The organism is Leucobacter sp. GX0328, assembly GCF_053567315.1.
Genome location: NZ_JBSGPC010000003.1, coordinates 155,749 through 168,589 on the forward strand (window position 1 = coordinate 155,749; position 12,841 = coordinate 168,589).

At 70.2% G+C, this 12,841-nt stretch carries 10 protein-coding genes; 5 read left to right on the forward strand and 5 right to left on the reverse strand.

From position 1 onward, the window contains the following. Positions 1-10 precede the first annotated feature (10 nt). Entirely contained in the window at positions 11-895 is an 885-nt protein-coding gene (gene phnE, locus ACUYTF_RS11810; RefSeq protein ID WP_434143419.1) for a phosphonate ABC transporter, permease protein PhnE, read from the forward strand. 116 nt (positions 896-1,011) lie between these two features. Further along, positions 1,012-3,756, forward strand: coding sequence for a metallophosphoesterase family protein (locus ACUYTF_RS11815; protein WP_449279850.1), 2,745 nt, complete (start codon positions 1,012-1,014; stop codon positions 3,754-3,756). Between the two features lie 66 nt (positions 3,757-3,822). On the opposite strand, the gene ACUYTF_RS11820 is transcribed toward ACUYTF_RS11815, so the two are convergent. The 4 genes from ACUYTF_RS11820 to ACUYTF_RS11835 all read right to left on the reverse strand — a co-directional run bounded on the left by ACUYTF_RS11820 (position 3,823) and on the right by ACUYTF_RS11835 (position 9,086). After that, positions 3,823-5,958: a 3-hydroxyacyl-CoA dehydrogenase NAD-binding domain-containing protein gene (locus ACUYTF_RS11820; RefSeq protein ID WP_434143423.1), complete on the reverse strand. Its 2,136-nt coding sequence runs from the start codon at positions 5,956-5,958 to the stop codon at positions 3,823-3,825. A 4-nt stretch (positions 5,959-5,962) separates the two neighbouring features. After that, entirely contained in the window at positions 5,963-7,159 is a 1,197-nt protein-coding gene (locus tag ACUYTF_RS11825) for an acetyl-CoA C-acyltransferase (RefSeq protein WP_434143623.1), read from the reverse strand. A gap of 121 nt (positions 7,160-7,280) precedes the next feature. After that, the gene (locus ACUYTF_RS11830) at positions 7,281-8,471 is read right to left on the reverse strand and encodes an HRDC domain-containing protein (RefSeq protein WP_434143425.1); all 1,191 of its coding nucleotides are present in this window, start codon (positions 8,469-8,471) and stop codon (positions 7,281-7,283) included. A 6-nt stretch (positions 8,472-8,477) separates the two neighbouring features. After that, positions 8,478-9,086: a DUF3000 domain-containing protein gene (locus ACUYTF_RS11835; RefSeq protein WP_434143427.1), complete on the reverse strand. Its 609-nt coding sequence runs from the start codon at positions 9,084-9,086 to the stop codon at positions 8,478-8,480. A gap of 73 nt (positions 9,087-9,159) precedes the next feature. Here ACUYTF_RS11835 and ACUYTF_RS11840 point away from each other — a divergent pair, with 73 nt between their 5' ends. Genes ACUYTF_RS11840 through ACUYTF_RS11850 form a run of 3 tightly spaced genes read left to right on the forward strand, consistent with a single transcriptional unit; the run spans position 9,160 to position 12,069 of the window. Next, on the forward strand, positions 9,160-10,347 hold the full coding sequence (locus tag ACUYTF_RS11840) for an alpha/beta hydrolase family protein (RefSeq protein ID WP_449279851.1): 1,188 nt from the start codon (positions 9,160-9,162) through the stop codon (positions 10,345-10,347). Positions 10,348-10,357: 10 nt separating this feature from the next. Next, positions 10,358-11,449: a cell division protein ZapE gene (gene zapE, locus ACUYTF_RS11845; protein ID WP_434143431.1), complete on the forward strand. Its 1,092-nt coding sequence runs from the start codon at positions 10,358-10,360 to the stop codon at positions 11,447-11,449. A 2-nt stretch (positions 11,450-11,451) separates the two neighbouring features. Next, positions 11,452-12,069 (forward strand): type II toxin-antitoxin system PemK/MazF family toxin, encoded by a 618-nt coding sequence (locus ACUYTF_RS11850; RefSeq protein ID WP_434143433.1) that lies wholly within the window; start codon positions 11,452-11,454, stop codon positions 12,067-12,069. Positions 12,070-12,116: 47 nt separating this feature from the next. Here the strand turns inward: ACUYTF_RS11850 and ACUYTF_RS11855 are convergent, their stop codons facing one another. Next, positions 12,117-12,836, reverse strand: coding sequence for a DUF1345 domain-containing protein (locus ACUYTF_RS11855; protein WP_434143435.1), 720 nt, complete (start codon positions 12,834-12,836; stop codon positions 12,117-12,119). Positions 12,837-12,841: the final 5 nt, after the last annotated feature.

Below are 12,841 nucleotides of genomic sequence, written 5' to 3' on the forward strand. Positions count from 1 at the left end.
GGAGCCGACCATGACCGACACGATCTCCCGCACCGACGGCGCCGGCCGGCACACCGGCCGCGCGGACGCGCCCGCGCCGGGCGCCGAGCCCTCGAAGCACCGCATAGCGGTGCCCCGCGACCCCCGCGTTCCCTATCGCGCGGGCTCCTGGGCCGTCATCATCGGCGTGCTCGTCGTGCTGCACCTGCTCGCCTTCGGAGCGACCGAGTTCCATCCCGCGAAGCTCGTGTCCGGGGCGAACGGAATGGCGAACTTCCTCGCCGAGGCCTTCCCGCCCGATCTCAGTTCCGAGGTGCTCGTCAAGGGCGTCTCAGGCGCCCTGACCACCCTCTGGGTCGGTCTGCTCGGTACGACCGTGTCGATCCCGACCGCTCTGCTGCTCGCCGTGTTCGGCGCGCGCACGACGGCCCCGAACACCTTCGTCTACCAGATCGCCCGCGCGATCCTGTCGTTCTTCCGCGCGGTGCCCGACATCGTGTTCGCCCTGATCTTCGTGACCGCGGTCGGCCTGGGCCCCTTCGCGGGCGTGCTCGCCCTGATCTGCCACAATACGGGCGTCATGGGCAAGCTCTGGTCGGAGGCGATGGAGGATATCGACCCCGGCCCCGAGCAGGCGCTGCGCACCGCGGGCGCGTCGCGCTGGCAGGTCGTCGCGAACGCGACGATCCCGAGCGTGCTGCCGCAGCTCACCGGCCTGCTCCTGTACCGCTTCGACGTGAATGTGCGCTCGTCGCTCGTGCTCGGCCTCGTGGGCGCCGGCGGCATCGGGCTGCTCATCAACAAGTCGATCAAGACGTTCCAGTTCGACGAGATGCTCACGTACCTGATCATCATCCTGATCGTGATCGTCGCGGTGGATCTGGCATCCGCCTGGATCCGCAAGAGACTGCAGTAGCCCGTCGCAGGTGCACCCCGGGTCGCACGATCCGGGGTGCTTCGCTGCCGCCGTGCAGACTCGATTCCCAGACAACCCGCATGAACCCCCCTGATCAGAAGGAGTGCACACCCCCTATGTCTCACTGTTCGAGTCGACGCGCCGACCATCGCGCCGGTCGCCTGCTCGCCGGAGGCGCCCTCGCGGTGCTCATCGGCGGTCTCACCATGGCACCGGGCCTCGCGGCCCCCGCGCAGGCCGCAGCGCCGTATTCGCAAGATTTCAGTACGGCAGCCGGGCCCGCCGCAGCACCCGACGGGTGGACCGTCGAGAGCGCGAACACCACCGGAATGCGGGCCGGCTGGGCAGGATGGACTTTCCACACCACCGATGAGGTCATCGACGAGTTCGGCGGCGGAGGCGACCGGAGCGCCTTCGATCTGGCCGAAGGGATCGCGGCCGTCGTCCACTCCGACACGAATCGGCCGGAGTCGGGCGTCTTCGACTCGACGCTCTGGGCGCCGGAATACGCGCTCGACGGGGCCGACGCGGTCTCCGTGAGGTTCGCCAGCCACTACAAGCAGGGGCAGGCGCCGCAGAACGCGAAGCTCGTCGTGCGCTTCGACGCAGCAGAAGCGCAGCCGGTCGCGAACTTCGATAGCCATCGCCTGAACGAGAGCGCCCACTACACCGTCGACGTGCCTGCGGGCGCGACGACGGCTCAGTTCGGCTGGTCGTATCTGCAGAGCAGCAACAACTGGTTCTGGATGATCGACAACGTCGAGATCGCGGAATCGGCCCCGGCCGTCGTGACCCCCGAGATCACCTCGCCGCGCAAACCCGTGGTCGCCCCGGGGGCGACCACCTCCGTGTCGCTCGGCGGTCTGCGCGCGGGACAGCAGGTCGTGGCGCGGCTCGGTGAGGGCGAAGCGACGGTCGAGGTGCCGGGCGTGCCGGCGGCTGCGGCCGACGGCACGGTCGCCTTCGACGTCGCGATCCCCGCCGACCAGGTGCCCGCGACATTGCCGTTGACCCTCACGGGCGAGGGCATCGAACCGACATCGCTCACCGTGACCGTGCTGAACGACCCGGGCGAGGCCGCGAACACCACCGAACCGCAACTGTGGTGGGACGGTTTCGACGGCACCGCAGAGGGGTGGGCGGTCGACGGCGCCTGGGAGTTCATGACGCGGGCAGAAGCGGTCGACGCATACGGGCTCGATCGGCGGCACACCTTCACTCGCGCTTCGGGCGAGATCGCGGTCGCCGAGACCGCTGCCGGGGCATTCGACGGCACTCTCGCCTCTGCGCCGGCCGCCGTGACCGAGGGGGATGACCTCGAGCTGCGCTTCGACAGCCACTTCCGCGTGCGCGGCGGCGGCGAGCACATCGGCACCGTCACCGTCGAGTTCGACGAAGGAGAAGCGATCGAGCTGCGCCGTATGACCGACGAAGAGGAATCGGCACAGCCGCGCCTCTCCTTCACCGTGCCCGAGGGCGCTACGACCGCACGGGTCGTCTTCGACTACGCGGCGCCGGCTGCGGCAGGGTCATGGATGATCGACGACGTGAAGTTCGTGCGTCCGCTCGCGCCGCTCGCCGACGGGGCAGCGCCCGAGGCCATCGTCGACGTCTTCAGCGACGTGCAGGGCGCGAACGGCAAACTGCAGAACCAGGTGCTGCCGGGCTTCCGCAACCTTCCCGGCGGCCGTGCCGACGTGCTCATCTCGAACGGCGACCTGACGAGCAACGGCACCCCGGCTCAGTACGATGCCTATTTCAACGCCTACGACGCGGGCGGCGGCCCCGACTACGGCACGCGCATCTCGACGATCGGCAACCACGAGTTCTATGGTTACGACGGTGCCGCGGCCTATATCGAGCGATTCCTCGACCGCACCGGCATGCGCGACCTCGGCGTCGCAGGATCCGGCTCCCCGAACCGGGGGCTGTGGGGCGAGACCGTCGTCGACGGCAGGCTGCCGGTGCTGTGGATCGGCAGCGAGAGCCACGAGTACCACGGAGGCTCGGGGCCGTTCGTGGAGATCTGGGACGAGCAGTACAACTGGCTGCGCGACCGACTCGACCACTACCGGGAGACGAACACGCCGGTGCTGCTGAGCGTTCACCACGTATTCGAGAACTCGGTTTCGGGGTCGTACGCGAATCTCTACAAGCGCGAGTTCGGCGATGACCAGGAGCGGATCGAGCGCCTGCTCGCGGGCAACCCGAACGTGACCGTGATGTCGTCGCACACGCATTGGAACCCGGAGCTCAACGACTGGAGCGTGGAGCAGCGCTTCGTGCCCACGACCGAGCAGGCGCCGACGATCATCAACACCGCTGCGGTGACCACTCAGTACGGCCCCAGCGGCGACTGGGGCGAGGCCGGGGTCGGCGGTGCGGATCCGGCGGGGATGCGCGTAGCGCTCTACGAGGATCGCCTGCGCGCGACCGTCTACGGCTTCGACGCCGAGGCGCAGCCGACCGAGATCAAGAGCATCGATATCGCACTCCCGACCTCGGAGCCGACCGATCCGGGCGAGGGCGGTGCCGATGCGAACGGTGCCGACGCCGACGGCACCGGGGCGGATGCCGACGCCGAAGTGGGAGCGGACGCCGATGCGAATGGTGCGGAGTCGGGCGCGACCGCCTCCGGCGGAGGCACGGCGAACGGCGCGGATGCGGCCGCCGCAGGCGGGGCTGCCGGCGCCGGAGCGTCGAGTGCGGGTGGCGGCGCCACTGCGGCGAACGGCGGCGGGCTGGCGATGACGGGCGCCGCAGCGCCCGGAGTCCTCGCAGCTGCTGCGGTGGCGTTGATCGCCGCGGGCGCTGCGATCACGATGAGGCGCCGCAGCGCGTCCGCACGACCGCGGCCATAGGCGCAGAACCAGCGATGCCCCGTGCGCCGGTGATGGCGCGCGGGGCATCGCTGTGCGATCGAGGGGCTACTTCGCGCCGGCGATCCTCGGGTCGTGGAAGGCGCGGCCCGTGGCGCGTTCGCTGGCGCCGACGCGATCGAGGTACGGAGTGACGCCGCCGGCCTGGAACGGCCAGCCGGCTCCGAGGATCATGCAGAGGTCGATGTCCTCCGCGGCCGCGACCACGCCCTCGTCGAGCATGATGCGGATCTCCTCTGCCATCGTGTCCTCGGCACGGCGCAGGATCTCCGCTTCCGTGGAGGGCGTGCTGCCGACGGTGATCGCCTTGCGGCCGGTCTTCGACAGCTCCTCGACCTTGCCGATCTTGTTCTTCGAGAGCGGGCCGTCGACTTCTGCGAGCCGGTGCAGATTCTCGGAGGCGTAGAAGCGCTCGGGGAAGTGGCGCACCATCGTGTCCTGCACGTGCGCGGCGACCTTCCACCCGACGAGGTCGATGAGCTCGAACGGGCCCATCGGCAAGCCGATGGGAGCGAAGGCGCGTTCGACCACCGGCAGCGGCGTGCCCTCGTCGAGCGCGCGCGCGGCCTCGCCCATGAACTTCGCGAGCAGACGGTTCACGACGAATCCGGGGCGGTCCGCCGTGATGACGGCGCTCTTGCCGAGCTTCCGTGCGACCTGCATCGCCGTCGCGAGCGACGCGTCGTCGGTCGTCGGGGTCCTGACGACCTCGATGAGCGGCATGATGGCGACCGGGTTGAAGAAGTGGAACCCGACGAGACGCTCCGGGTGCTGCAGCTTCGCGCCGATCTCCTCGACCGAGAGCGAGGAGGTGTTGGTCGCGATGATCGCGCTCTCCGAGATGATCGGTTCGATCTCGGCGAAGACCTGCTGCTTCACCGCGGTCTCCTCGAACACCGCCTCGATCACCCAATCGCAGTCGGCGTAGAGGGCCTTGTCGGTCGTGCCGCTGATGAGCTCGCGCACCTGGTTGGCATCATCTGCCGAGAGGCGGCCCTTCTCCTGCATCTTGTCGATCTCGCCGCGGATGTAGTCGAGGCCCTTGTCGACGCGCGCCTGATCGAGGTCGGTGATGAGCACCGGCACCCGCAGCTTGCGCGCGAAGAGCAGGGCGAACTGGCTGGCCATGAGGCCGGCCCCGATGACGCCGACCTTCTCGACCTTCTTCGCGAGGGCCTTGTCGGGAGCGCCGGCGGGTCGCTTGGCGCGCTTCTGCACGAGATCGAACGCGTAGATGGAGGCGGCGAACTGCTCGCCCGGAATGAGCTGCGCGAGCGCCTCGTCCTCGCGCTCGAAGCCGCGTTCGATGTCGCCGTCCTTCGCCGCTGCGAGCAGGTCGAGGGCGACGTACGGCGATTTCGCAGCGGTACCGATGCGGGCCTTGAGCTGGTCGCGGGCGATCTTGATCGCCGCCGGCCACTTGGTGAGGCGCTCCAGCTTGCCCGGCACGTGCCTCCGTTCGACCGTGATGCTGCCTGCGAGCACGCCGTCGGCCCACGCGATCGACTGCTCGAGGTACGAGGCCGAGCCGAAGAGCGCGTCGAACAGTCCGAGCTCGTAGGCCTGCTGCGGCTTGAGCATGCGGTTGTTCTTCAACGGATTCGAGACGATGATCTCGAGCGCCTTCTCGATGCCGATGAGGTTCGGCACGATCGTCGCGCCGCCCCAGCCCGGGATGATGCCGAGGAAGACCTCGGGGAAGGCGAGCGCTGCGGCCGACGAATCGAGGGTGCGGTAGGTGCAGTGCAGCGCGATCTCCATGGCGCCGCCGAGGGCGAGGCCGTTCACGAAGGCGAACGACGGGACCCCGAGCCTCCCGAGCTTGCCGAGCACGTAGTGCCCGTACTGCGCCATGAGACGAGCGTTCTGCTCGGTCGCGAGCGTCGACACCTTCGAGAGATCGGCGCCGGCGGCGAAGATGAAGGGCTTGCCCGTGATGCCGACCGCGGCGATCTCGCCCGCTGCCGCGCGCGCCGCCTGGGCGTCGAGGATGTTGGAGAGCGCCTCGAGCGTACGGGGACCGAGTGTGTTCGGGCGGGTGTGGTCGCGTCCGTTGTCGAGCGTGATGAGCGCGAGCACTCCACCCGAGGGGAGCGCGACGTCGCGGACGTACGATTCGGTGATGACCTCGTCGGCGGATGCTGCGATCAGCGGCGAGAAATCGATGGTGCTGTAATCGGTCATGGCTCTACTTCCTGCGCTTCTTGCCGTCGAAGTGGGGGTTCTCCCAGATCATGGTGCCGCCCTGGCCGAGGCCGACGCACATGGCGGTCACCCCGTACTGCACGTCGGGGCGCTCGGCGAACTGGCGTGCGAGCTGGATCATGAGCCGGACGCCGGTGGCGGCCAGCGGGTGGCCGATGGCGATCGCGCCGCCCCACGGGTTCACCCGGGGGTCGTCGTCGGCGATGCCGAAGTGGTCGGTGAACGAGAGCACCTGCACGGCGAAGGCCTCGTTGAGTTCGAACAGCCCGATATCCGAGATATCGAGACCGGCGCGCTCCAGCGCCTTCTCGGTCGAGGGGACCGGGCCGAGGCCCATCACCTCGGGCTGCACGCCGGCGTAGCCGAACGAGACGAGCTTCATCTTCGCCTCGAGACCGAGCTCGGCCGCGGTGTCGGCGCCGGCCAGGATCGACATCGTCGCGCCATCGGTGAGGGGCGACGCGTTGCCCGCGGTGACCCGGCCGTGGGGGCGGAAGGGGGTCTTCAGCCCGGCGAGGCCCTCCATGGTGGTCTGGGGGCGACGGCCCTCGTCTTCGGTGGCGAGACCCCAGCCGGCGGCGGAGCGGGTCGCGACCGGGATGAGGTCGTGCTGGATGTCTCCGCGGTCATAGGCGGCCTGCACCTTGTGCTGGCTGAGCATGCCGAAGCGGTCGGCGCGCTCCTTCGTGAGCTGCGGGAACCGGTCGTGCAGGCGCTCGGCGGTGACGCCCATGTTGAGGGCGTCCGCGCTGACGAGCTTCTCCGCGACGAAGCGGGGGTTCGGGTCGGCGTCGAGGCCGATCGGGTGCCGGCCCATGTGCTCGACGCCGCCGGCGATCGCGAGGTCGTACTGCCCCGAACCGATCGCGGCGCCCATGAACGAGGCGACGGTCATCGCGCCGGCGCACATGCGATCGAGCGCGAACCCCGGAACGGTGACGGGGAGCCCCGCGAGCATCGATACGGTGCGACCGAGTGTCAGACCCTGATCGCCCTGCTGCGTGGTCGCCGCGACGCCCACGTCGTCGATCTGCTCGACCGGCAGCGCAGGGTTGCGCTCGATGAGCCCCTGCAGCGCCTTCACGGCTAGATCATCGGAACGGGTGCCGGCGTACATGCCTTTTTCGCCGGCGCGACCGAACGGAGTGCGAACCCCGTCTACGAACACGACTTCTCTCATTGCGACCACTGCGCCTCCATCGACTTCGAACGTGCGTTGCCCCCATCATAGGGACTCAGTCTCAGGCGACGGTAGCTCTGCAAGAAATCGTTGGGACTGCGCCCCAGTCGCCGTGACGCGTTTAGTTATTCTCTACAAAAACGGGCGCGAGGATTGGTGCAGTAAGCGCAACCTGCCATTCCCGGGCGCCGAGCTCCGTGAGACGGAGTGCAACTGTAGCGGTCGTGGCGGGCAACGGCGGTCGCCAGACGAGACGGCGCAGTGTGTCGGGGGTCAGCAGATTCTCCACCGGCATGCGCTGGCGTTCGGCCTCCGCCTCCACGACCGCGCGGGCATCGGCGAGGCGCGCCGCGGCCTCGGGGTAGCGCTGCGACCAGCCCCGATGGTGCGGAATCGCATCCGGGTCCTTCGCGGGCGGGCCGGGCAGTTCGCTCGTGGTCTTCCCGCGCAGGATCGCGCGCCACCAGCGCGAGAGCTCCGAACGGCTCGCACGGCCCTTGAAATTCGGCAGGCGCGCGAGATCGTCGGCCGAGCGCGGATTCGCCGTGACGGCGGCGACGATCGAGGAGTCGGGAATGAGCCGCCCCGGGGCGACATCGCGTACGCGGGCGAGCTCATCGCGGGCCGTCCAGAGCTCCCGCACCATCGCGGCCTGTCGGGGAGTGCGGAGCTTGCTGCTGCCGGAGACCTTGCGCCACGGCTCCGAGCGCGGCGGCTTCGCCGGCCGGTTCATCACCGCGGCGAACTCCTGCTCCGCGAAATCGAGCTTCTGCTGCGAGACGAGCTCCGCATGCACCGCATCGCGCAGATCGGGCAGCAGCGTCACGTCGAGCGCGGCGTATTCGAGCCAGGACTCCGGGAGCGGCCGGCGCGACCAGTCCGCCGCCGAATGCGCCTTCTCGAGGTGCACCCCGAGGAGGGACTCCACGATCGAGCCGAGCCCGACGCGTTCGAACCCGAGCAGGCGGGCGGCGAGCTCGGTGTCGAACAGACGGTCCGGGTGCAGGCCGAGCTGATCCAGGCACGGGATGTCCTGGCTGGCTGCGTGCAGCACCCATTCCTCGCCCGCCAGCGCTTCGGCGAGCGGAGCGAAGTCGGTGATCCCTGTCGGGTCGAAGAGCATCGCCTCCCCGCCGCCGCGGCGGTAGGCCTGCACCAGATAGGCCTCGGAGCCGTACGTGAAGCCGGAGGCGCGCTCCGCATCGATCCCGATCGGTCCCGTGCCGGCCGAGAGCCGATCGGCGGCGCGGCGCAGACCCTCGTCGTCTTCGATCATCGTCCACGAAGTGTCGAGGTCCGTCTGGTCAATCATGTCGGGTCAGGCTCCTGCGAGGGGATTGCGTGCGCGGCGCGCGGCGAGCGAGTCTACGCCCTCCGCGGGCAGGCCAGCGAGCATGCAGAGCAGCTCCGACCATGCGGCCGCATGCGCGTCGAAGCCGGGTCCGTGCGGGGTCCAGGATGCGCGCAATTCGATCTGGGCGGCATCGCCGCGCGCCGCGAGCGAGCCGAAGCCGCTCGACAGCGTCTTCGTGACGGTGCCCGAGAGAGCATCATAGTCGGCGACGCGGGTGTCGAGCGCATCGGTCAGCCAGGAGCGGGTGACCTCGGTGATGAAGGGATCGACGCCGATCTCCATCTCGAGCGGCGCCTGCGCGAAGCAGACGATGCGGAACGGGCCGCCCCATTCGTCGGCCGACGCGGGGTCGTGCATGAGCACGAAGCGCCCGGCCCCGAAGGGCGAGTCGATGGCGTCGTCGTCGCCATCGCTGCCGTTCGCGATGCCCGCGGCCAGTGCGAACGAGTGCGGGGCGATGCGTTCGGGGGCAGGGATCTCGCGGACGCTCAATTCGCTGCGCAACCGCGCGCCGCGGATCTGCTCGACGGCTTCGGTGAATTCCGCGGGTGCTCCCGCCGTGGTGTCCCTCACACCACGGACATTAGAGTTTGCTGTGTGGTGCGGCCGGTAGGCTCGCCGGTGAAAGGCGATATCGGGGAGGTCGATGGTGGCGAAACGAATCTCTGGCGCGGCCGCGCTCGGCGCGGCCGGGGGAGCCGCCGCCGTGGTCGCGCTCGGCGCGGTCGGAGCAGTGGCGCTCGGCACCCTGCTCGCGCGGATGGCCGTGACACCGGCGGAGCGGACGCAGGAGCCCGTGCTGGTCGAGCGCGTCGAGCGGGGCGAGGGCAGCGCGCTCGTATGGCTGCACGGCGACGACGTCGCGCTGCCGGGCCGCTATTCGCTGCTCTTCGACCAGGGATCGGGGCACGCCCGACTCGGCGACATCGTCCAGCGCTCCGGCGGTTCGGTCGCGCGGCCGGTGCTCGCCGTCGATCGCGGGCAGCTGCGCCCGGGCGCGCGCGGTCGCATCACCGGGTGGTGGTACACCTCGCCGGAGGAGCTCGGCTTCCGCACCGAGCGCATCACCTACGAGACCGAGCTCGGCGCAGCCGAGGCCTGGATCGTGCACCCCCGCGTCGCCCGGAAGAAGCGCTGGGCGGTGCACGTGCACGGTCGCGGCGCGCGGCCCGAGGAGACGCTGCGCGGTGTCGCCCCGCTCGCGCGCGCCGGTATCACGAGCCTCGTGATCAGCTACCGCAACGACGCCGGAGCCCCCGCCGGCGAGAACGGCCGCTACGGCATGGGCCTCTCCGAGAGCCGCGACGTCGACGCCGCCATCGCGGAGGCGCTCGCGCGCCGCGGCGAGCGCGTCACGCTCTTCGGCTGGTCGATGGGCGGCACTGCCTGCCTGGTCGCGGCGACGCGGGGCGGGCACCGCGAGGCGATCGACGGGCTGATCCTCGACTCGCCCGCGGTCGACTGGCCCGCGCTCCTGCGCCATCAGGCCGGCGGCAAGCGCATGCCCGGCCCCTTCGCCGACATCGGCATCGGGCTGCTCGGTCGCGGCTACGTGCGCGGAGGCGAACCCGGGGGCCTGGCTTTCGAGACCCTCGCGCCGGCGACGTTCGCCCGTGAGCTCGCGGTTCCCGTGCTCATCCACGCCGGCGAGCACGACACCTTCGTGCCGAGCGGCCCCGCGCTCGAGCTCGCGCGGCTGCGGCCCGACACCGTGCAGGTGCGCCTGCAGCCGACCGGAGAGCACGTCAAGCTGTGGAATACCGAGCCGGAGGCCTGGGAGCGGGTGACCGAGGCCTTCGCGCGATCCCTCTCGAGACCGGCGTGGCGCGGCTAGAATAGCGCTGATGCCCGCAGACAACACCGCACCCACAGCGCTCCCAGCCCAGCAGCACAGCTCGTCGCGACTCGTCGATCGGAGGCCCAGCATCTCGGGCGCCGACCTCGTCGCCTCGCTGGTGCCGCCGCCGCAGTTCGACCACGCCTCGTTCGATTCGTACCGGCCCGACCCGCAGTACCCGTCGCAGGCCGAGGCCCGCGATCTGCTGCGCGCGTTCGGCAAGCCGGCACCGGCCGCTCCGCGCGGCGGGCTCTTCGGCTTCGGGCGCAGGAAGCAGCAGGCCGAGACTCCCGCAGTCGGTACGGACAAGCCGGGCATCTACCTCGACGGCGGATTCGGCGTCGGCAAGACCCACCTGCTGGCCGCGACGTGGCACGCGACGCCCGGGCGCAAATACTTCGGCACCTTCATCCAGTTCACGGCGCTCGTCGGCGCGCTCGGCTACACCGGCGCCGTGGGCGTGCTGCAGGGCGCGAAGCTCATCTGCATCGACGAGTTCGAACTCGACGACCCGGGCGACACGATGCTCATGACCCGTCTGATCGGCGAGCTCACGGCATCGGGGTCGCGCTTCGTGGCGACCTCGAACACGCCCCCGAACGCCCTCGGCGAGGGCCGCTTCGCCGCGGCCGACTTCATGCGCGAGATCCAGGCCATGTCCGATCGATTCGCGACCGTGCGCATCGACGGCGTCGACTACCGCCAGCGCGACATCGAGGGCGAGGCCGTCGCGCTCTCCGACGACGCATACCGCTTCGCGCTCGCGGATGTGGCGGCCGCGGGCGACCGCATGACCGACGACGACTTCTCCGAACTCATCGCCCATCTGGCGACAGTGCATCCCTCGAGCTACATCGGGCTCATCTCGGGCGTGCGCGCGATCGGCCTGCGCGATGTGCACGAGCTCACCGACCAGTCGGCGGCGCTCAGGTTCGTGGCGTTCATCGACCGCGTCTACGATGCGCAGATCCCGATCTATGCGACCGGCACGCCCCTCACCTCCATCTTCGGCGGAGGCATGCTCGAGGGCGGCTACCGCAAGAAGTATCAGCGATGCATGTCGCGCCTGAACGCGCTCACCGCGAACGGAGTGCAGTAGGCATGGGCAAGGGGCAGGGCATCATCCGCTCGATCGTGTCGGTGCTGGTCGCGGGTCTCGCGAAAGAGGCGCGGCGCGAGGTGCGACGCAGCACGAAGAGCGCATCGCAGCCCGCTCCGAGGTCGTCCGGTCCGAAGCCGCGGCTGCGCACCCAGACGGTCGCGGCAGGCGCGGGAGCGAGCGGCGCCTCCGCAGTGCTCGACAGCCCCGGGCGGTCGGGCGGCACGGCGACGCGCGAACTCGATCCCGCGGCGGTGCGCGGCCTGAAGCCGAGCTACGCGCCGGCGCCCGACGGCAACCCCGACCCGGGCGAGATCGTCTGGACCTGGGTGCCGTACGTCGAGAACGATGGGCGGGGCAAGGATCGCCCCGTGCTCATCATCGCGCGCCTCGACGCGCACACGACCGCCGGCTGCTACCTGAGCACGAAGCAGCACCGGGGGTTCGTGCCGATCGGTTCGGGCGGCTGGGACCCGCAGGGGCGCGAGAGCTTCCTCTCGCCCGAGCGCGTGCTGCGCATCTCGGACGAGGGCATGCGGCGCGAGGGGCATGTGCTGGCACGGGGGCCGTTCGATGCGGCGGTCGCGGCGATCTCGGCGCTGCACGGCATCCGCGGCTGACGCGCCGTCTTTCAGGCGGGACCACGGCCCGGGCTTCGGGCGCGGCCCTAACCGGCCGTGACGAGGCCGCTCACGAGCGACACGATCATCGCGACGACGAGCGCGTTGAAGGCGAAGGCGATGAAGGTGTGCGTGCGCACCACGGCGAGCCCCGCCCGAGTGCGCGGCGACCCCGCCGAGAGCGCCCCGACCGATGAGACCATCACCGACATGGAGACGAAGTCGATGAACTCGGGCGTCTCCCTGATGTCGAAGACGATCTCCTCTCCGCCCGCGTGCAGACGGAAGTAGCGCAGGGCGAAGGCGTAGACCATCGTCGCCCAGGCCGTCGCGGCCGTGACGAGCACGAGCGCGGGCAGCCAGATGCCGCGGGTGCCGGCGCTCACCGTCGTCGCGCCGATCGAGATGATGAGCGCCGTGCTGGCGGCGAACACGGCCCAATCCTCGGCGCGCGCGAACCCGAGGGTGCGGGCGAGACGGCTCGGGCCCCGGCGATGCTGGATCGCCGCGATACGGTTCACTGTGCCGGGATCGGTGCGCGTGAAGGCGCGGTGGGTCCAGATCAGGTACATGACCGAGAAGCCGGAGTACATGAAGCAGATCGCCGCGAAGGCGTAGGGGAGCGCCGTCGCGCCTTCGAGGCCGCGCTGCAGCACGGCGATGAGCAGCACGGCGAAGGGCAGCGGCGTCGAGACGAGCATCGTGATCGCGGCGCGGAAGCCGTCGTCGTAGCGCAGCGGAACGACGCGAGAAGGGCGAGCAGGCATGGTCA